The organism is Serratia sp. GW822-FHT06D09, assembly GCF_058799515.1.
Map to the genome: position 1 here is coordinate 28,540 of NZ_JBXALO010000006.1, position 20,770 is coordinate 49,309.

The following is a 20,770-nucleotide window of genomic DNA, read 5'->3' on the forward strand; positions in this document are numbered from 1 at the left end:
TGACGAGTTTAGGAACAGCTCATCATTGCGGGTTGGGGCTGGGGAAGACATGCGAATTTCAGTCAACGGTGCTATAGGGTGCCGAACGGTTGAAATCCCGGGATGAGCGGTTGGGCGTTGCAGGGGGAGTGGCAACGCCCCACCGAGGGACGGGTCAGTAAATCTTTCTGGCGTTGATCCCGGCGGGGAAAATGCCGGTGGCGAAGATGTGCCCGTTAACCTGCAACTGGCCGTCGGGCAGCATTTCGACCGGGTATTCGAGGGTCAGATAACTGAGAAAGTTATTGCGGTCGTCGAGCGTCTGAAAGCCGATCAGATCGTAGAAAAACAGCGATTCGATTAAGCCGTGGTGCTCGGGGATCTGTCTGAGCAGCGCCGTCGACGGGAACGGCAAATGGAAGAAGAACGCGCAGGGGTTCAGTAACCCCTGTTCTTTCAGCGCCTGGCCGCAGGGCAACAGCTGGTAATCATCAATACAGATGATGTCGTTCGGGCAAACATACTCGCAGGCGATATCGGCGAAGTGCCGGTTGAGTTGCCGATAAGCGCGGTAGTTCTCCGGCGTGAAATGCGCCTTCTCCGGGTGGTTATGGAACACTGGCCACAGGCCATCGTGATAGTAGCCCTGATAGTGGAAGTGAAACTCCTCGGTCGATAACGGAAAGGTCACCTGCTCGTAGCCGCTGCGGTGCTGGTAACTGACCGGGCGCAGCGGCGCATCGCCAAAGTTCTGTACGTCACCGTTCCAGCCCAGCCACAACCCGCGATCGTCGTCGCTCTGGCTGTCAGGCGATAGGGCCTGCGTAGCGCAGGCCAGATCCTTGCCGTCACACTGCTTATTCGAGATCAAAACCAAACGAGACATGCTGCGTTCCTTGTTCAGGTTACGAATAGGGGGTTAAAGCATCCAGCGGGTTTCCGCTTCGGTGACCTGCGCTTCAAAGCGGCGCAGCTCGGCGCTCTTACAGGTGTGCCACAGCGCGGCAAACGCTGGGCCGAGGCTTTCCTGCAACGGTAGGGTTTGCCGGAATAACGTCAATGCTTCCTGCTGGCTGAGCGGCAGTGCCACCGCGTCGCCATTTTCATAGCCGTTGCCGCAGGCTGCCGGCGGCAGGGGTTGCGCGTGCTCCAGCCCATACAGCATGCCGCTCAGCATCGCCGCTACGGCCAGATACGGGTTGGCATCGGCCCCGGCCAGCCGGTATTCGATGCGCTGGTTGGCATGGTCGGCGCAGGGTAAACGCAGTGCCACCGTGCGGTTATTGTGCCCCCAGGAGGCGCGCAGCGGCACGTGCATACCGGGACGAAAGCGGCGGAAGGCGTTAACGTTGGGCGCGAATATCGCCATCGAGGCTGGCATCAGCGCCAGCATGCCCGCCATCACCTGCGTCATGGTGGCGCTCAACTCGCCCGGCAGGCTGGCCAGCAGGTTGTTGCCCTGCTCATCCTGCAGGCTGATATGAAAATGCAAACCGCTACCGGCGGCCTGAGCACAGGGCTTGGCCATAAAGCAGGCGTGCTGGTGGTGTTTCTCGGCGATCTGGCGCGTCAGCCGCTTCAGGGCCAGCACCTGATCGCAGGCCTCCAGTACGCGAGCGCTGTGATGCAGATTCAGCTCATACTGGCCGGAGGCGGCTTCGGCGACCACGCCGGTCAGCGGCAAGGCCTGCAGCCGGGCCTGATGTTCGATGTCATTGAGCAACGCCTGGTGGCGCTCCGGCGCATCGACAGAAAAACTCTGCGTCGGGCACTGTCCGGCCTCAGCCGGTTGCTGCAGCGGATCCTGCAGATAAAACTCCAGCTCTGCCGCCACGACCGGGAAGTAACCCTTGGCATGCAGGCGTTTGAGCACCCGTTGCAGCACCACGCGCGGCTCCAGCTCGCAGGCGTCGCCGTCGGCATTTTTCATCGTCAGCAGCAATTGGGCATGGTGCTGCGGATCGCGGGCGCAGGGCCGCAAGGTTCCGGGCACCGGCAGACACAACCTGTCCGGCTCGCCGGCCTGCTGGCCCAGCCCGCTTTCTTCAATGACCTGGCCGCCAAGATCCATGGCGTAGATCGACAGCGGGAAATAACAGCCTTTATCCAGCGCAAACACCTCGGCGACAGGCAGCCGTTTCCCGCGGAATTGACCGTTCAGATCGTTGAGATAAATATCGACGTGTTCGGTGTCCGGATAGCGCTGTAAATACTGTTCTACTTCTTTGTGGAATGAACGCGCCTGCGAAGCAGGAATATCTGCCAGCAGCGGGTTGAAACCAATAACGTTAGCATGCATGGCAGCCCCCGAAATGAATTAAAGCCGCGGGGGAAATTATTATCAGGGCAGGGGATAAACACATGAGGCATCCGTCTCGTAAGGCCATATTGGCGATGTAATGATGTTATCTGCGCCCCTAAAACCTGTCTGTAAAAACGCCGTAACTTTATTTATAGCCGGAATAAAAAAGGTGTAAATAAGGGGCGTGGCTCTGATGGCCGAAGAATAAATAGCTGCATATACTGCTGAGAGCGACGTTATTCAGGAGAGAAAATAATGATCAGAGTTTTTATCGTGTTTGCCGCCGTGATGACGGCGTTCAGCGCCGGGGCCTCCTCTGAAGCGGCATGGGCCAGCGGCGATAAAGCACTGCAAACCGCCTGCCTGAAAGCCAGCAGTTTGAAAGGGGCCAAAGCCGTCGGCAGCATTATCCATTATGGTGATGACGTCGGTTACTCGGCCCTGTTGATCGCTGGGCGCTACCCGCAGGCGTTTATGCATAACAAAGCGGGCAGAGAGCTGTGCCTTTACCAGCGAGCCACTAAAAAGGCGGTGGTTCAGGACGCTGACGGGCTGGCGGGGAAGCCATAGCTGCCGATCAAAAAAGGGCGCCGGGGCGCCCTTATGCCGTTATTTCAACGCGATACGGATCACGTCGTCCGGCGCCGTGGCTTCTTTCTCGCGGCTGGAAGCCTGTTTGACGCTCACGTACAGCGTCTGGCCATCCGGTGACAGCGCCAGGCTGTTCGGGTGGGTTGGGGTCTTGATGGTTTGCAGCAGCTTGTAGTTCTTGGCGTCGATCACGCTGACCTGGCCTGCCTGACGATGGGTGACATACACCTCATTGCGCGTCGGGTTGAACAGGACCGCCAGTGATTCCGGCACGTCGATTTTGCTCAGAATCTTGCCGTCGCGGGTATCGACCACCAGCACCTGGGCCTGCTTGGAGTCGGTGATAAAGGCGCGATGCGTGGCAGGATCCAGGCTGATGTTCAGGAAGAAGTGCTCTTTGGACTCGTCCAATTTCTTGCGGCTGAGCACCTTGTTGGTTTTGGTGTCGATAGTCACCAGCTCGCCGTCGGCGTTGGTCACGTACAGGCGGCTTGCGGCCGCATCCAGTGCCAGACCGGTACCGTATTTGCCGGTTTCGGTGATGGTGGTGCGTAGGGTCAGGTCTTTGCCGTCTACCACCCAAACCACGCTGGATTCACCCAGCCCGGTGATATACAGGGTGTCGGTGGTGGCGTCGGCCACCAGCTCACGCGGTGCCAGCGGTTTTACCGTTTCGGAGCGTTTACGCGCATCCAGCACCAGGCGGCCTTTGACCTCACCGGTTTTACCGTCGATGGCAGTGACCGAGTTATTGACGGTGTTGCCGAAGAACAGCGTGTCGGTTTTGCTGTTAATGGCCGCGCCGAAAGGTTTGATATCGTTGTGAATGATCTGGGTGATATCCAGCGTTTGCGGATCCAAACGATACACCACGCCGCCTTTGTCCAGCTTGCGGCTTTGCGAAGTGGCCAGATACAGCGCGTTCTCGCCCTGGCTGTAGACCATCTCGTAAGCGCCTTTGCCGACGGGCTTGCGCAGCAGTTCCGGCTCGCCCTGGGCCAGCAGCGGGGCGGAAAACAGCATTGAAGTCAGCAGCAGCAGTGGGAAAGCGGCGCGTGCGCCAAAGCGGCGGCTGGTCGTTGTTGCAGAGTTCATAACCTCTCCATGGAGTTAAAATGCCTGTCGCCGCAGGGCGGTTGCCCAGAGGCTAAAAAGCTCAACATTGAATTCAAAGCAAAATCCGGCCGGTCGCATCGTGGCGTGCCGGGCCTTCTGTTTGCGAATAATAATCATTATTCATGCCGGAGGGGAGTGATTTCTACCCAGGCTGGGGTGAAAATCACAATGTGAAGAGTGGGGGGAGGGTGACCGTTGCCGTGTCGCTGCGTGGGTTTCCTGGTTTTCCCTGCGGGCCGATAACAAATAATTAATTTAGCTGCGTTATTGTTTGGTCGCTGTAATAATATTTATTTGTTATCTCTTATAATAAAAACCCGATAATAACGGAGGTTTCTTTGGGTTAAAAACTCCGGCTTTGTACGTTATGTGAGCGGTTAATTACATTGTCTTGCATTGAATTACAGTTGAATACTTTTGTGGTGAAAAAGTCATCCTGTGGTGGATAATCTCAGGTTATGACATGAATTTTTATAACTTGCGTCATTTGCACACATCGGGTAATTGTTTATGCGTGGCTCAAGACCACCGTATTTATAACAATAATTTTTCGGGCAGGGGTAATAATGAGATATATAAAAACGCCAATATTCATTGGCGGCGTTGTGCTGTCGGCGTTATCCGCCGGCGCGCAGGCAGAAATCACCATTCTGGATAAAAACCCGCAAAGCAATGTGTTGCTGGCACCGCTGAGTTTGAAAGTTGGCGGCAGTATTCGCCCCGAGTGGATATTTAATAATGGCCCGGAGCCGGGATATTATAAAAATGGTCATGATGGCGGCACGCGCTTTCGCTTCAGCGGCGACTATGCGCTGACGCAGGATACCTCGGTTATCGGCTACTACGAGTGGGGCGTCGATCTGGCACACGCGCTGAGCTGGGACGGCCACTACAACGAAGACGGCAAACGCGACTATCAGCGCCAGCTGTACGGTGGCTTCAAAGATGACCGCTACGGCACCTTAACCTTTGGTCACCAATACGGCATTTATTATTCGGTTGTCGGCATTAAAAGCGACGTCTGGGATAACGATGGTCATGCGGGCGGCACCGGCATTGGTATTTCCGGCGACTACGACGGCGGTAATAAACCGAAGAACAGCCTGAAATACACCAATGATTTTGGGCCGGTTACCTTATACGCCAACTATTTATTACCGGAAGACGATTTGCACACGGCGGATAATCTCATCTATCGCCGTAAAGGCGGCGGCGGATTGGGGTTTGATTATAAGGCGACGAAGGAATTAACCTTCAGCGCGGCCTACAGCTACACCGACGCAAAAATCAAAGACAATCAATATAACGAGAAAGAGTATCACCAGCAGTTGTCCGGCACCGCGCTGACCTGGCAACCCAATAACTGGTATATCGTTGGGACCGCCAGCTATTACAAAGACTATGTGCCGAGCACCCGTGAACGTACCTTGTCGCATTATTTCGCCGGGAGCGGTTACGGGGTAGAAGGCTTTGTCGGTTATACCTTTAATATCAACAAGCCTTTCCTGAAATCGATCCAGCCTTATGTGGCCGCGGACTCGCTGCAATTGAAGGGCGACGAAGAATACCACGCCAATCACGTTTACCTTGGGGCGGGTACCACCATCGGCTACGGCCTGTCGGTGTATGTGGAACGGACGCTGGCCAACAGCAGCGACAACGAACCGGACTCCACCTGGGTGACGGTGTTCTACGACTTCTGATCGCCCCTGACAAACTTTCCAGGCCGGCCTCGTTGCCGGCTTTTTTGTCGGGTTATTTCACAGGGTGATCCAACCGCCCTGCGCCCGATCCGCTGCGGTTTTCTCCGCCAGATAGCGTGCCGGCGGTTTGCCGACGGCTTTGCGAAACATGGTGACGAAGCCACTGGCGCTCTCATAGCCCAGATCCAGCGCCACCCGCTGTACGGTCTCCCCCTTGGTCAGGCGTTGCAGCGCCAGCATCACGTGCAGTTGCCGTCGCCAGTGGCCAAAGCTCATGCCCATTTGCTGCTGCAGGGTGCGGTTGAGGGTGCGTTCGCTCATGCCGATGCGCTGAGCCCATTGGCTGAGGGTGGCTTTGTCCGCCGGATCGGCCAGCAGGCGCTCGGTCAGTTGGCGAATGCGTGCGTCATTGGAGACCGGCAAGTGCAGGTTCTCAATCGGCGCGGCGGCCAATTGATCCAAGAGTACGCCAATCAGCCGCCCTTCAGCGCCTTGCTCGTCATACAGCGGATCAAACCCGCTGGCCTGCAACAGCAGTTCGCGCAGCAACGGCGAAACGGCCAACGTACAGCAGCTGGTCGGCAACCCGGCGATGGCCGCCTGATCGACAAACAACGCGTAACATTCGGTGGCCCCGGTACCCTGAGCGTTGTGCAGCACGTTGCTGGGCATCCAAAGCGCACACTGCGGCGGAACCAGCCACAGGCCGTTTTCCACTTCGCAGCGGATCATGCCGCGCATCGTATAAATCAGCTGCGCTTTTTGGTGCCGGTGATGGGCGACTTCCCAATCCTTGTTAACGGTGGAACCCTGCACGGCAAAAACCGCCCGGGGCACCCGATCGATATCGAAAAGCGGTGGAGTGACAAAAGGCATGAGAATAATTCTCAATTTGGCGTAAATGAAAAACATTATGTCCTGATTGTGCAATGTGGTCTAGTGCTTCCGCCGATAAAGTAAGCGCACGTTTCCGAACTCTTAGGAGAAATCTCATGTCATTAGATTCTGCAACCTTCCCACTGGTCTGGATGCGTCAGCAAGCCGCCGGCGAACCGAAAGATACCCTCGCCGAATTTGCCGAATTCAGCACCTTGCTGCAGCGTGAACAGCCGTTTGTGCTGCTTTGCGATCGTCGTATGGACGAAAGCGGTGAGCAGGATCGCGACGAGCGTACCCAGGTCGCCCTGTGGAAACGCGATCACCGTGAGGCGTTAGCGAAGTGGGTCAAAGGTATGGTGCTGATCGAGCCGGACGACATGCGCCGAAAGGCGGCGGAAGAGTTTGTCGATTTCGCCAGCCGTTTCTGGGGTTATCCGGTGATGGTGGTGGCCAGTGAGCAACAGGCCCATGAGCTGGCACAACGCCTGCTCGAGCAGCGGGAACAATAATCAATAAGGAAGCGCCATGTATCAGCAACAGGTAATTGCGCAACTGCTGGCCTGGATTGAAGCAAACCTCGACCAGCCGCTGACGCTGGACGATATTGCCGCCAAATCCGGCTACTCCAAATGGCATTTGCAGCGGCTGTTCAAGCAGTTGACCGGCCATATTCTGGGCACTTACGCCCGGCGCAGACGTTTGACCGCCGCCGCGCGTGAGCTGCGGCTCACCCATACCGGCGTGGCCTGCATTGCCGATAAGTACCAGTTCGATTCCCAGCAGACCTTCACCCGTTGCTTCAAAAAACAGTTCGGTTTGCCGCCGGCCGGCTATCGCCGCAGCGCGGATTGGTCCAGCCACGGCATGCAGCCGCCGCTACGGATGGCAGAAGGCCCATTGCCTCAGGGGAGTATTGTCACTCTGCCGGCCATGCAGCTGGTGGGGCGTACCCAGCGCCGCAGCTGCACTCTGGGGCAAATGCAGCATTCGAAAAATGAGCTGCGCCAGTACGTCTGGAACCAGGTGCTGCAACCCGAAGTCGCGCCACCGGCGGTAGTCTACGGCCTCACCAGTCTGGAAGCGGACAACCGACAGCTTGATGGTCAACGCATGGCCTATACACTTGCGCTGGCAGATGAACAGGCCGAAGGGGAGCAGATCCTGATCGAGCAGGGCGATTACGCCAGCTTTACCTATCAGGGGCAGGTCGAAGAGTTGCCAAACTTCGTCGATCGCCTGTACGACTCCGCGATGCCCATGATGAAAGCTGTGCGCCGTCCCGGGCAGGATATCGAGCGTTTTTACCCGGCACAGGGAGAGGTTTGTAATGCACGCGGTACGGCGATCCGCTGTGAATATCTGATCCCGATTCGCCGAACGTCACCGCCGGCCGCTGTGCTTTAACGGCAGTTTTCACAGAAAAACCTCTTCGTGCTGCACCAGGTTACAAAAAAGTTCGATATTGCGCTGGTAATGTTTCACACTTAGGCCGATGTGCACATATAATGCGCATCCGGTCATTTATGGCCGCATAACCTATATTGATAACTGCCAGTGGCCACTACCAACACGAAGATGAAAATGAGCATTCGCGCGTTACTAACCCTGTTTACGGCACTGGTGGCTTTCAGCCAGGCTGCCTTCGCCGTTGTATATCCGTTGCCTGCCAAAGACAGCCGTCTGGTGGGTGAGAACATCCAGATCACCGTACCGGAAGACAGCAAGCTGCCGCTGGAGAGCTTTGCCGCTCAATACCAGATGGGCCTGAGCAATATGCTGGAAGCCAACCCGGGTGTGGATCCTTTCCTGCCGAAAGCAGGCAGCACTCTGACCATCCCACAGCAGTTGATCCTGCCGGATGCGCCACGTGAAGGCATCATCATCAACAGCGCCGAGATGCGTCTGTACTACTACCCGAAAGGCACCAACACCGTGATCGTGTTGCCAATCGGTATCGGCCAGTTGGGCAAAGATACGCCACTGAACTGGACCACCACCGTGCAGCGCAAGAAAGACGGCCCAACTTGGACGCCAACCGCCAAGATGCGTGCGGAATACGCCGCGGACGGCGAGATCCTGCCTGCAGTATTCCCGGCCGGTCCGGACAACCCTATGGGGCTGTACGCGCTGTACGTCGGTCGTCTGTATGCGATCCACGGTACCAATGCCAACTTCGGTATCGGTCTGCGCGTGAGCCACGGTTGCGTACGTCTGCGTGCTGACGACATCAAGTTCCTGTTCGAAAACGTTCCGGTTGGCACTCGCGTGCAGTTCATCAACGAGCCGATCAAAGCCAGCGTTGAGCCGGACGGTTCCCGTTACATTGAAGTGCACAACCCACTCTCTGCTAACGAAGAACAGCTGAAGTCCAAAGATCCGGTGCCGTTGACCATCTCTGCGCCAGTGGGCAAAGTGATGATGGACCCGGCGGTTAACCAGAGCGAAGTGGACGCGGCAATCAAAGCCCGTTCCGGTATGCCGGTTAAAGTGAACTGATTGATTCAGTCGCTGTAGAAAAGGCGCCTTAGGGCGTCTTTTTTTATGGCTAAAAAACACCGTTTTGCGCAGGCCTCCGCAGTTCTTTGCTTTTCGTTACCGCTGCCGCTTTAAAGGTCCGGTACTGTTAGCAAAAAACAGATTTTCTCGTTGCCTTAAACGGGCATCGCGAAGCTGTAGGTGGGCAAAATTGCGACAGGGAACTGCCGGGAGGCCCGTCGCTGAAACTTCTTTCTCTGGTGCAAAAACGCGGTCTGGAGATCTTGCTGTAGAGTGTCAGAATAATCACAGCTTACCTGCCTATGCATCACCGCTATAAGTCCTTCCTGGTAATTATTCCTCAAAAAGTCATCGTTAATTAATTGGTTATATATCCCATCCGACCAGTGATTGCCTGAGAAAAAACTCTCAAAACCTCTGCATTGTGAAAATAAGATCACACAAACGTAACAAAAGATAAACATAGGCTCTCTATATTGGCTGCTTTGCTTTTGGGAGGGAGTGCCATGCGTAACTGGAACGAGCCGAAAAAGAACAAAGCGCACATCGAACTGATCCCGATGATCGACGTGATGATGTTTTTGCTGGTGTTTTTTGTGTTGATTAGCCTGAACGTGATCCCGGCCCTTGGGCTGAAGACTCAGTTGCCGTCCGCCGGCAGCGCTCAGCAATTGAAGCCGCAGAAGAAGGCGATCATTACCCTGGGCGCTGAGGAGCAACTGCAGCTCGACGGTCAGCCGATAGCGCTGAGCGCGCTGGTCAGCACGCTGAAGCAGCAGCAGGAAAACCAGACCACCACCATTATCGTTAACAGCGACAAAGGCGTTGCGGTAGAGCGCTTGGTCGCGGTGATGGATAACCTGCGCCAGGGCGGTTTCTTCTCCGTCTCCATCGCCACACGGAAGCTGTGACATGTATCTGCTCTATCGCTCACGTCACCTTTTCAGCTGGTTGCCGGCGCTGATCGTCGCGGGCTGCGTACTGTTCGCCAGCCAACAGGCGGCGCTGAAAATTCAGCCGCGCTATGACGAAACCGCCATGGAGCTGGCATTGGTCGAGCCGGAACCTCAGCCACAGCCGGAACCGGAGCCGCCGGTGGAAACTCCGCCGCAACCCGAGCCACCGCCGCCGGAACCTGAGCCCCTTCCTGAACCTGTGGTGCCTGCACCTGAGCCGATTGTCGAGGCCAAACCGGTGCCCAAGCCGCAGCCGAAACCCAAATCCAAGCCGGTGAAAGAGAAAGCCAAGCCGGTGGAAAAGGCCAGGCCCGCCGCGGTGCCGGCAGCACCGAGAACCTTGGTCAGCAAGCCCGCCGCACAGCCCGTTCCGCCGGCTCCAGCGGCACCGAAGGTGAATGCGCAGGCAATCGAAAACGGTTATCTGCAGGCATTGCGCCATGAGCTGGAGCAGCGCAAGCGCTATCCCACCGGGCGGCAGGCTTCGCTTGAACGGCCGCAGGGCAACGTCGAGGTGTGGCTGGAGGTGGATCGCAGCGGTCGGGTGATCTCTTCCGGCATCACCAATAAGGCCTCCAGCATGCTGCTCAACCGCGCGGCGCTGAGCAGTTTGCAAAGTATCAGCCAGGTGAAGCCGTTCCCAACTGAGGCTTTCAACGGGCAGACAACCAAAAGATTTTCAGCCACGTTCAATTATCAGGCGCCTTGATGCCTGGCATAACAGTTTGATTTTTATGGGATGGAAACAATGAAATCTTTCAATCGATCTGGGATTTATCTGGCAGTGATGTCGGCGATGTTACCGGGTGCCGTGCTGGCGGCGGACTCGACCGACGTCGGCACCATCAACGTTAAGGGGCAGTCGCTGGGCGGAGGGATGATGGTGCAGGAGGACAGCGCCAAGTCGCGTTCCACCGTCACCAAAGAGGCGATGGATAAAATGCCGGCGGCGGCCAACGCCATCGACAAGCTGAAATACACGCCGGGCCTGAACGTCAACAGCGACGATGCCAGCGGTCTGAGCGGCGTTGATTACACCATGCGCGGTATGAGCTCCGATCAAATCGGCCTGTCGATGGACGGGATCCCGATTAATGATTCCGGCAACTATGCGGTTTACCCGAACCTGCTGGGTGATTCGGAGAACCTGGGGGAAGTGTTCGTCACCCAGGGCTCCTCGGAAGCCGACGGCCCGCACATCGGCTCCAGCGGCGGCAATATTGGCCTGGTGACGCGGCGTCCGTCTAAAGACTTCGGCGGCTTCGTCAAACAGACGCTGGGCAGCAACAACCTGAGCAAAACCTTTGCCCGTCTGGAGACCGGTGAGTACAACGGCTTCAGCAACTGGATCTCCTATTCGCACACCGAGGCCAAAAAGTGGCGCGGGGAAGGGCGCTTGTACTCCAACAAGTTTGAGATGAACTCGTTGTATGAGGACGGCAACGGCAACAGCAGCAACCTGATCATGAAGTACAACCAGCAAAATAACGTCAACTACAACACCCGCAGCAAGGCTCAGTTCGCGGAAGACCCCCGTGGCGATTATGACACCACGCCGTCCTACAACAACCGGGGCCAGCTGACTCGCTACTACAAGCTCAACCGTAATCCGTTCGAGAATTTCAACCTGACGTTCACCCAGAAGCTGCAGCTGCGCGACAACCTGGCGTTAACCCTGCAACCCTATTACTACTGGGGGAACGGCGGCAGCTTCAGCGGCCAGAGCGCGTCGGTACTGTCCAGCACCTCGGATCGGGCCGGTCAGTATGACCTCAGCAACTTGCAGTCCAACACCTATTACCGTCCTTCCTGGACTCAGACCTGGCGGCCGGGTATCACCACCAAGCTGAAGTGGGACATCAACGATCAGCACAGCCTGGATATCGGCTACTGGTTTGAACGTGCACGCCAGTCGCAGACCCAACCGTTTATCGGCATCAAGGACGACGGCAACCCGCAGCAGCTCTCGGGTAAACCGGGCGGTTCCGATCAGGTGAAGGACGCCAACGGCAAAACCGTGCAGGGGCGTAACCAGTACACCATTACCCCGGCGCAAAAAGTGTGGCTGCAGGACACCTGGTTCGCGACGCCGGACTGGACCTTCGTCGGCGGGCTGGCCTATCAGTACGTTGAACGAAAAGGCGATAACAAGGGCAGCCTGTATAACGTGCCGGAAAAGCGTGATGCCAAATACCATGAATTTCTGCCGAACTTCAGCGCCAGCTACAAGCTGAACCCGGAAAACCAGGTGTTCTATAACCTGACTCGCAATATGCGCACCCCGCCAAACTACGTGTTGTACAACGTCGGCGATTCGCTTAGCACCAAGCCTGAACTGAGCTGGAACCATGAGCTGGGCTGGCGTTTCGAGCGTGAAGATATGCTGCTGAGCGCCTCGCTGTTCTACTTGCGCTACAGCGACCGTCAAATCTCTACCACCAATCCGGACGGTGACTACGAGATGATGAATATCGGCAACGTAGAGAACAAAGGGCTGGAACTGGAGTGGAGCGGCCAACTGCCGCATAACTTCAACTACTACACCTCGTACACCTATACCGAGTCCAAGCAGAAGAGCGACATTGTCAGCAACGGCGGCCTGCCGCTGCCGACCAGCGGTAAAGAAGTGCCGAACGTGCCAAAAAACCTGCTTAACGTGACCCTGGGTTATGACGACGGTTTGTATTACAGCAGCGTGAGCGGCAAGTACGTCAGTTCGTTCTACGGCGACCTGACCAATGACGAGAAGATTGGCGGCCGGACGGTATTCGATCTGGCGGCGGGGGTGCATTTGCCGGTGGACAAGAAGATCGTCAAGAGCGCGGCGCTCCGCTTCGGCATCAGCAACCTGTTTGACAAGGAGTACCTGACTTCGGTGCGCTCCACCACCTTCAACGCCGCACCTTATAACGGCGTAAGGGCCAGCACGCCTTACTACAACGTCGGGGAAGAACGTACCTTCAGCGTATCCCTGGAAGCCACCTTTTAACTATTTATACCCTATGGCTTTCAAGTTGCAGCCAGGCGGCCAACTCGCTCATCCCCAGGCGCTTACTTAAGTAAGTAACTGGGGTGAGCGAGTGCAGGTAACAACGCTGCGGCTTGAAAGACGACGGGTAAGAGGACTGAACGATGAATGCCAATCTGCTACACGACATTATTTTCTACGTGATGTACGCCGCGCTGGCGATTGCACTGGTGATCATTATCGAACGTGCGTTGTATTTCACCTATACCCAACGCCAGGCGCGTCGACTGGAGCAGGCGCTGACGTTGGATGTGCACCGCACGGCCGATCTGCCGGATGAGTTGACCCAGCGCAACAGCCTGCCGCTGGCGGTGATTTCACCGGTGCTGGAGCAAAAACACCGTGCCGGTGACCGCGAGGCGATCGGTGATTTGATCGACGCTCAGTATTTGTTGAGCAAGCCGCTGATGGCGCGGGGCCTGTGGTTGCTGGAAACTATCGTTACCGCGGCACCGCTGTTGGGGCTGCTGGGTACGGTGATGGGGATTATCGAAACCTTTAAGGCACTGGCTGCCTCGGGAGTGTCCGAGCCGAGCCTGGTTTCTGCCGGGATGGGCACCGCGCTGTACGCTACCGGACTGGGTATCGCCATCGCGCTGCTGTGCCTGGTGGGGAACAACTATCTGCAAAGCCGCATGGAGCGCATTAACGAACTGTTGAAGGTGCTGCTGATCCGTGCCGGTGCGCCGGGCAGCCGCCCGGAAAACGGCAGCCGCGAGCAACGGGTTGACAGCGAGGTGCCGCGCTATGCCTAATGGCCGTCATTCACGGTGGCCATTAGGCCGCCTTTACACTGCGTTATGGGGTGGTTGCCTGTTGATGTTGAGCCAGAATGCGGCGGCGCGCTTTGAAATTCCCGGCTACGAGCTGGTGTACACCGCACCGGTAGAAACCGCGTTGCAGGCGGATGACCTGCGCAACACTGCCGAAGTGTGGCAGCAGATGTTTGATGCGGCGAAAACCCGCATCGATCTGGGCCAGTTCTACGTGGCGAACCAACAGGGTTCGCTGCTGGATGGCGTGCTGCAGCATCTTAAAGCGGCGGGGGAACGTGGGGTAAAAATTCGTTTCCTGATGGAGGAGAAGGGCATCCGCATTTCTACTCCCGAAACGCTGGAACAGCTTAAGGCGATCCCGAATCTGGAGCTGCGTATTATCCCTTACCAGCGGCTGAGCGGCGGCATTCTGCATGCCAAATACCTGCTGGTGGACGGTGAACAGGCGTTTGTCGGCAGCCAGAACTTTGACTGGCGCGCGCTGGCGCACATCCATGAAACCGGGCTGCGCATCAGCGATGCCGGTGTGGTGCGGCAGATCCAGGCGATCTTCGAACAGGACTGGCAGGCGCAGGCGTTGCTGGCGGCGGAAAAACCGGTGCCCCAGCTGACGTCCCAACCCACGGTTGAACCGCTGCAGAGCAATTACCTGGTCGCCAGCCCGCGTGCCTACAACCCGGCGGGCGTGATTGATTCGCAGCTTGAGCTGCCGCGCCTGTTGGCTTCGGCCAGGCAGCGAGTGCGGGTACAGGTGATGGACTACGCGCCGTTGTCTTTTGGCCCGGACCGCACCCGGCCTTACTACGCGGTGATCGATAACGCCCTGCGCAGCGCTGCCGCGCGCGGTGTGCAGATTGAGCTGATGGTCGCTAACTGGAATACCAAAAAGCCGGATATCGCCTGGCTGAAAAGCCTGGCGCTGGTGCCGAATGTGCAGGTGAAAGTGGTCACCATTCCGCCGGCAAGCAGCGGGTTTATCCCGTTTGCCCGGGTGATCCACAGTAAAATCATGACCATCGACGGCGAGATCGCCTGGGTAGGCACCAGCAACTGGACCGGCGGCTATCTGGACAATTCGCGCAATCTGGAGATTGTGCTGCACGACGTGAACATGAGCCAGCGGCTGGACAAGTTGTACAGCCAACTGTGGGACAGCCTTTACGCCGAACCGCTGAAGCTGGATTACGACTACCCGACGCCCAAACCGGGCGGTGAGTCCTGAGATTGTCGGCAAATCCTCGTCAAGACTGAACCGGTAGGGTCGAACAGGTTCGACCCGATTTACCCCTTTTAATGCTGCGCCTCTGCGCTTGGCTTTGCCGGATTATTTCCGCCAGCCGCTTTTTTCCAGTGCCGTCAGCAACTGTTCGGCGCTCAGTCCCTCCGCCCGATGGCCATTACCGGAAACGGTATTGGCGGCCAGCAGGGCATTGATAATCGCCTCTTCCACCGCTTCTGCCGCTGCGGCAAACAGCTCGGAGATGTAATCGTTGTTCACCATGCGCAGCGGGGTGGTAAAGGCTCCTTTGTTGGCGTAGTCGGCAGGGGGGAGGCCGTCATTGCCGGTGGCGAAGGCGATAAAAATGTCGCCGCTCGAGTCTTCGGTACCGCCGCCGGTGCGGGCAATGCCGATGCTGGCACGTTGGGCCAGACGGGCGCATTGGTGCGGCAACAGCGGGGCGTCGGTGGCCAGGGTGACGACGATCGACCCCATGCCCGGGTGCGGCAGCTGCGGTGTAAACGGCGAGTGAATATGTGCCAAATGACGGCCCACCGGATAACCGCCCACCAGCAGCGACGCGCGTTTGCCGTGGTTGGCCTGCACGATGGCACCGACCGTCCAGCCACCGCGATCGGCAGGCAGGCGGCGCGAAGCGGTGCCGATGCCGCCCTTGAACTCATGGCAGATCATGCCGCTGCCGCCACCGACGGCACCTTCCTGGGGTAATCCTTCGTGTGCCGCCTGCAGTGCTTGCCGCACATGTTCAGGCTTGACGTGAAAACCGTTGATGTCGTTGAGCAGGCCATCGAAGGTTTCCATTACCACCGGCATATTCCAGTACACCGCGTCGTCGGCCGGCAGCGCTTCACGTTCCAGTGCGATCAGGCTGTCACGTACCACGCCGACGCTGTGGGTGTTGGTGAAGGCGATTGGGCTGGTGAGCAGGCCGGCTTCGCGGATCCACTCCAGCCCGGTGGCGTCGCCATTGCCGTTAAGCACATGCACGCCGGCAAAGCAGGGGGATTGCCGGGCCTGGCCGGCACGCGGTTCGATCACCGTGACGCCGGTACGCACGCTGCGCCCGTCGGGCAAATCGGCGTGGATGCTGGCGTGGCCGACGCGAACGCCGGGCACGTCGGTGATGGCGTTCAGCGGGCCGGCAACGCCGTGGCCGATTTTAATGCCCAAATCCTGAGCGCGCTGCGACATGGTTATTCTCCTTCAATTGAGGGTTCAACGTGCGGGATAGCCTGCCGGGTGCGCATATAGCTCAGCAGCAGGCCAAAGCAGAGGATACCGGCAATGATAATAAAGTCTTTCAGGCTGCTGGCGATCAAAATTGTCCATAACACATACAGGCAGCCGATCAGCGCGATCGCCACCGGCAGCGGCCACAGCGGCATCAGATACGGGTGGTGGAAACGTACGCGGCGGCGACTGATCAGCGCGGCGACGGCCATGATGATGTACACCAGCAGCAGCAGGATCACGGTAAATGAGGTCAGATCGCCGAGGTTGGAGCAAAAGGCCAACAGCGCCGAGGGAATACCGAACAGCAGAGTGGCAATCCACGGCGTGCCGAAACGCGGATGGATGATTTTCAGCGCCCGGTTCACCTGCGGCAGCCAAAAACCGTCACGCCCGCTGGAGAACATCATGCGGCTAAACTGCGCCACGATGGCGATAATGGCGTTGAACACCGACAGGTAAATCGCGCCGCTGACCACCCGCGCCAGCGTCGGCCCACCCAGTTGGCTGACCACGTAGCCGACCGGATCGGCCTGTTTGGCCATTTCCGCCAGGGACGGCGCGCCAATCAGCAAAGCGGTGAAGGGCAGCAGCTCGACCAGTACCACGATCGCCAACGTCAGCATGATGGCGGTGGCCATGGGTTTGCCCTGCTCGCGCATGTCCTCCGCCATATACACCGCGGCACCGTAGCCGTTATAGGAAAACAGCGCGACGCCGACCATGGCGACGATCAGCGGTACGGAAACCGGTGCCAACACGCCTTCGGGGTTTAGCATCACCGGCGCGACGAGGATGTCCGCACTTTGGTGCGGGGTGCTAAAGCCCAACCAGGCGATTAGCCCCAGCACCGCGATTTCAACCACCAAAAAGGTGCCGGTCAGCAGCGCATTGGCCTTGATGTTGAAAATGGCGCAGGCTCCGCCGATCAAGATGGTGATCATCCCGGCGGTAGAGGCGTCGAACTGAGTCCCCAGCGCGGTGTTCAAATAAGGCACGGCACCGGTGGCCAGCACCGCCGGTACGAACAGCGCGGCACTGAGAATAAACAGGTAAGTTTGCAGCCCGCACAGGGTGCCGAACAGGCGTTTGATAATGCTGTATTCGCCCCCGGCGCTGGGATGCGCCGCACCGAGTTCGGCGTAGCACAGGGCAATAGTGGCGGCGATAAAGGCAGCGATCAGAAATGAGATAAAGGCACCGCTACCGGCGCTGGCGATCGCCAGCGGTGCAATAACGAAAATTGAGCTGGCGGGCGTGACGCCGGAGGCGGTAATCATCACCACGTCGAGGACGCTGAGATTACCTTTGAATTTGTGTTCTGGTGTGGGCTCAGTCATTCAAAACTCCATTAACGCGTTAGTGGGTTATTTTGCGGGCGGCGATCGTGCGGAAGAGCCTTGCGATGGCATGCCGCTGCCCGGGCCTGATTAAATGGAGCGCGTGGAAAACGAGGCGAATTTCTTCGCCTCTAAAAAATCATTATGATTATTATGAAATTACCCTTGCCCGGACGGGAAGCTGAAGGTGGCATGCTGGGCGTCATGGGAAGAAGGCCAGCGCTGGGTTATGGTTTTGCGCTTGGTGTAGAACCTGACGGCATCCGGGCCGTAGGCGTGCAGGTCGCCAAACAGCGAGCGTTTCCAGCCGCCGAACGAGTGATAAGCCACCGGAACCGGCAGCGCAACGTTGATCCCCACCATACCGACCTGAATATGACTGGAAAAATAACGCGCCGCCTCGCCGTCGCGGGTGAACAGGCAGGTCCCGTTGCCGTACTCGTGGGCGTCTATCATCGCCATCGCCTCTTTCAGCGATCCGACCCGAACCACCCCCAGCACCGGGCCGAAGATCTCCTCCTGATAAATCCGCATGCCCGGCCGCACGTGGTCAAACAGCGTTGGGCCAAGGAAATAACCCTGGCTGATTTGCCCGCTGTCGTCCCGCACCGCCAGCTCGCGACCGTCGACCACCAGGGTAGCTCCCTCCTCAACACCCTGATCGATATAGCCTTTCACTTTTTCATAATGCTGTTGGGTGACCAGCGGCCCCATGTCGTTGCGGTTATCGTTACCGGCACCGACCCGCATGGCCGCCATTTGCCGCTGTAACCCGGCAACCAACGCGTCGGCCGTGCCGTCTCCCACCGCCACCACCAGCGGGATGGCCATGCAGCGTTGTCCGCAGGAGCCGAACGCCGCACCCATCAGCGCACTGACGCTGCCGGCGATGTCGGCATCCGGCAGCACCACAGCATGGTTCTTCGCGCCGCCCAGCGCCTGCACCCGTTTGTTCTGGCCACAACCAGTGTGATAGATGTGCTCCGCTACCGGCGTAGAGCCGACAAAGCTGACGGCTTTGACCCGGGGATCGTGCAGCAGGGTGTCCACCGCCTCGCGGTCGCCGTTGACCAGGTTCAGCACTCCCGGCGGCAGCCCGGCTTCGGACGCCAGTTGAGCGATATACAGCGTGGAGGAAGGGACGCGTTCGGAAGGTTTCAACACAAAGGTGTTGCCGCACACCACCGCCATTGGCCACATCCACAGCGGTACCATCGCCGGGAAGTTAAACGGCGTGATGCCTGCCACCACTCCCAGCGGTTGAAACTCGCTCCAGCTGTCGATGCCCGGCCCGGCATCCTTGCTGTGTTCGCCTTTCAGCAGTTCCGGCGCATAGCTGGCGTACTCAATATTCTCGATGCCGCGCTGCAGTTCGCCCATGGCGTCGCTGAGCACTTTGCCATGTTCGGCGGTGATCAACCGGCAGATGGCATCGGCATGCTGTTCCAGCAGCGTTTTTAGACGCATCATCACCCTGGCCCGCTTTAGCGGTGGCGTATCGCGCCAGGCTGGGTAGGCTTGCTCGGCGGCGTCGATGGCGCTTTCTACCGTGGCGCGGTCGGCCAGTAACACCTCCTGATGCGACAGCCCGGTAGCCGGATCGTAAACCGGCTGGCTGCGGGTTCCGCCGGTGGCGGACTGGCCGTTGATCCAATGTGCAATTGGCATGGCTTGCGCTCCTTTATTATTCGGTTGCGTTGATAGCGTCGCCGAGGGCGTTGATCAGCGAGTCGATCTGCGCCTCGCTGCTGATAAACGGCGGCGCCAACTGCAGGGTGTCGCCGCCATAGCGGACATAAAACCCGCTTTCCCAGCAGCGCATCGCCACTTCATACGGCCTGCGTGCCGCTTCGCCAGGTCGGGCCGCCAGCGTGATACCCGCCGCCAGACCGAAGTTGCGAATGTCGCTGACGTGGTTGCTGCCCTGTAAGCTGTGCACTGCACGTTCGAAATAGGGGGCCAGCGCCTGCACCCGTTCGATCATCTGTTCGCGTTCAATGATATCCAGCGTCGCCAGCCCCACCGCACAGCTGACCGGATGGGCGGAGTAGGTGTAGCCGTGCGGGAATTCGAGCAAATATTCCGGTTCATCGGTGGCCATGAAGGCCTGGTAAATCTCGGGGCGAACTACCACGGCCCCCATCGGCTGTGCGCCGTTGGTGACCTGTTTGGCAATATTCATGATGTCCGGCGTGACGCCGAATGCCTCGGCGCCGGTCAATGCGCCGCAGCGGCCGAAGGCGGTGATCACTTCGTCAAAAATCAGCAGAATATTGTGTTGAGTGCAGATCTCGCGGATGCGTTGCAGATAACCGACCGGCGGTACGATCACCCCGGCCGAGCCGGAGAAGGGTTCGACAATCACCGCGGCGATGGTCGAGGCGTCACGCAGTGCGATGATGCGGTTGAGTTCTTCCGCAAGCTCTGCGCCCTGCTCGGGCATGCCGCGCGAAAAGGCATTTCCCGCCAGTTGGGTATGGGGCAGGTGGTCCGCTTCGGCGCTGGCGCCAAAGGCTTTACGATTGCCGGCAATGCCGCCCACCGCGATGCCGCCAAAGTTAACGCCGTGGTAGCCCTTCTCGCGACCGATAAAACAGGTTTTACCCGCCTGGCCCTTGGCTCGCCAATAGGCACGCGCCATTTTTAACGAAGTGTCAGCCGCTTCGGAGCCGGAACCGGTGAAAAACACATAGTCCAGCCCGGCCGGGGTCATGGCCTTGATTTTGTTCGCCAGCTCGAAAGATAAGGCATGGCCGAACTGAAACGCCGGGGAATAATCCAATCGGGAAAGTTGCCGGTGAGCGGCATCGGCAATTTCCTGGCGGCCATGGCCCAATCCGCAGCACCACAACCCGGATAACCCGTCAAAAATCTTGCGACCGTCCTGGCTGGTATAATAAACGCCTTGCGCGTGGCTTATCATTCTCGGGTTGGCTTTAAAATTACGGTTGCCGGTAAAGGGCATCCAATGTGCTTCTAACCATTCACGGTCGGCTTTATTTTCACGTTGATTTAAATCAGCCATTTTTCCCTCCGAGGGGAGAATAGGTACGGTTAATTAACTATGCCCGTCATCTTTTAAATTGCAGCGTTGTTATCTGCACCAGCTCACCCCAGTCACTTACTTGAGTAAG

Annotated in this window: 18 protein-coding genes; 10 read left to right on the top strand and 8 right to left on the bottom strand. The window is 58.0% G+C overall.

From position 1 onward, the window contains the following. Positions 1-154: 154 nt before the first annotated feature. Positions 155-865 carry a trehalose-6-phosphate synthase gene (locus AC1RKG_RS15485; RefSeq protein ID WP_493183439.1) on the bottom strand — a complete coding sequence of 237 codons (711 nt, stop codon included), beginning with the start codon at positions 863-865 and terminating at the stop codon, positions 155-157. 33 nt (positions 866-898) lie between these two features. After that, positions 899-2,278: a glutamine synthetase family protein gene (locus AC1RKG_RS15490; protein WP_262034017.1), complete on the bottom strand. Its 1,380-nt coding sequence runs from the start codon at positions 2,276-2,278 to the stop codon at positions 899-901. A gap of 258 nt (positions 2,279-2,536) precedes the next feature. Between AC1RKG_RS15490 and AC1RKG_RS15495 the strand changes: the two genes are divergently transcribed. Next, complete coding sequence (locus AC1RKG_RS15495) at positions 2,537-2,851, top strand: hypothetical protein (RefSeq protein ID WP_048762868.1); 315 nt, start codon at positions 2,537-2,539, stop codon at positions 2,849-2,851. A gap of 39 nt (positions 2,852-2,890) precedes the next feature. On the opposite strand, the gene yncE is transcribed toward AC1RKG_RS15495, so the two are convergent. Further along, a complete protein-coding gene (gene yncE / locus AC1RKG_RS15500) occupies positions 2,891-3,967 on the bottom strand; it encodes a 7-bladed beta-propeller protein YncE (RefSeq protein WP_048762869.1) in 1,077 nt (358 codons plus the stop codon). A 587-nt stretch (positions 3,968-4,554) separates the two neighbouring features. Here yncE and AC1RKG_RS15505 point away from each other — a divergent pair. After that, positions 4,555-5,691, top strand: coding sequence for a porin (locus tag AC1RKG_RS15505; RefSeq protein WP_493183442.1), 1,137 nt, complete (start codon positions 4,555-4,557; stop codon positions 5,689-5,691). A 57-nt stretch (positions 5,692-5,748) separates the two neighbouring features. Here the strand turns inward: AC1RKG_RS15505 and AC1RKG_RS15510 are convergent, their stop codons facing one another. Further along, on the bottom strand, positions 5,749-6,567 hold the full coding sequence (locus AC1RKG_RS15510; RefSeq protein WP_048762871.1) for an AraC family transcriptional regulator: 819 nt from the start codon (positions 6,565-6,567) through the stop codon (positions 5,749-5,751). Positions 6,568-6,683: 116 nt separating this feature from the next. On the opposite strand from AC1RKG_RS15510, the gene AC1RKG_RS15515 reads away from it, so the two are divergent. The 8 genes from AC1RKG_RS15515 to AC1RKG_RS15550 all read left to right on the top strand — a co-directional run bounded on the left by AC1RKG_RS15515 (position 6,684) and on the right by AC1RKG_RS15550 (position 15,048). Then, the gene (locus tag AC1RKG_RS15515) at positions 6,684-7,079 is read left to right on the top strand and encodes a hypothetical protein (protein ID WP_020825052.1); all 396 of its coding nucleotides are present in this window, start codon (positions 6,684-6,686) and stop codon (positions 7,077-7,079) included. A 16-nt stretch (positions 7,080-7,095) separates the two neighbouring features. Beyond that, positions 7,096-7,974 (top strand): helix-turn-helix domain-containing protein, encoded by an 879-nt coding sequence (locus tag AC1RKG_RS15520; RefSeq protein WP_020825053.1) that lies wholly within the window; start codon positions 7,096-7,098, stop codon positions 7,972-7,974. Positions 7,975-8,145: 171 nt separating this feature from the next. Further along, on the top strand, positions 8,146-9,066 hold the full coding sequence (locus tag AC1RKG_RS15525; protein WP_041414166.1) for a L,D-transpeptidase family protein: 921 nt from the start codon (positions 8,146-8,148) through the stop codon (positions 9,064-9,066). Between the two features lie 506 nt (positions 9,067-9,572). Next, positions 9,573-9,977, top strand: a complete 405-nt coding sequence (locus AC1RKG_RS15530; protein ID WP_258090175.1) for an ExbD/TolR family protein — start codon at positions 9,573-9,575, stop codon at positions 9,975-9,977. A 1-nt stretch (position 9,978) separates the two neighbouring features. Then, positions 9,979-10,731, top strand: a complete 753-nt coding sequence (locus tag AC1RKG_RS15535; RefSeq protein WP_493183446.1) for an energy transducer TonB — start codon at positions 9,979-9,981, stop codon at positions 10,729-10,731. 39 nt (positions 10,732-10,770) lie between these two features. Continuing rightward, complete coding sequence (locus tag AC1RKG_RS15540; RefSeq protein WP_046374590.1) at positions 10,771-13,011, top strand: TonB-dependent receptor family protein; 2,241 nt, start codon at positions 10,771-10,773, stop codon at positions 13,009-13,011. 143 nt (positions 13,012-13,154) lie between these two features. Beyond that, on the top strand, positions 13,155-13,805 hold the full coding sequence (locus tag AC1RKG_RS15545; protein WP_201895775.1) for a MotA/TolQ/ExbB proton channel family protein: 651 nt from the start codon (positions 13,155-13,157) through the stop codon (positions 13,803-13,805). Continuing rightward, positions 13,798-15,048 (top strand): phospholipase D-like domain-containing protein, encoded by a 1,251-nt coding sequence (locus tag AC1RKG_RS15550; protein ID WP_493183449.1) that lies wholly within the window; start codon positions 13,798-13,800, stop codon positions 15,046-15,048. The genes AC1RKG_RS15545 and AC1RKG_RS15550 overlap by 8 nt, the downstream gene beginning before the upstream one ends. A 102-nt stretch (positions 15,049-15,150) precedes the next feature. Here the strand turns inward: AC1RKG_RS15550 and AC1RKG_RS15555 are convergent, their stop codons facing one another. The 4 genes from AC1RKG_RS15555 to aptA all read right to left on the bottom strand — a co-directional run bounded on the left by AC1RKG_RS15555 (position 15,151) and on the right by aptA (position 20,661). Beyond that, positions 15,151-16,257: a DmpA family aminopeptidase gene (locus tag AC1RKG_RS15555; RefSeq protein ID WP_020825062.1), complete on the bottom strand. Its 1,107-nt coding sequence runs from the start codon at positions 16,255-16,257 to the stop codon at positions 15,151-15,153. 2 nt (positions 16,258-16,259) lie between these two features. After that, a complete protein-coding gene (locus AC1RKG_RS15560; protein ID WP_020825063.1) occupies positions 16,260-17,636 on the bottom strand; it encodes an APC family permease in 1,377 nt (458 codons plus the stop codon). Positions 17,637-17,795: 159 nt separating this feature from the next. Beyond that, positions 17,796-19,304, bottom strand: a complete 1,509-nt coding sequence (locus tag AC1RKG_RS15565) for a CoA-acylating methylmalonate-semialdehyde dehydrogenase (RefSeq protein WP_261287095.1) — start codon at positions 19,302-19,304, stop codon at positions 17,796-17,798. 16 nt (positions 19,305-19,320) lie between these two features. Further along, entirely contained in the window at positions 19,321-20,661 is a 1,341-nt protein-coding gene (aptA, locus tag AC1RKG_RS15570) for an omega-aminotransferase AptA (protein WP_116691336.1), read from the bottom strand. Positions 20,662-20,770: the final 109 nt, after the last annotated feature.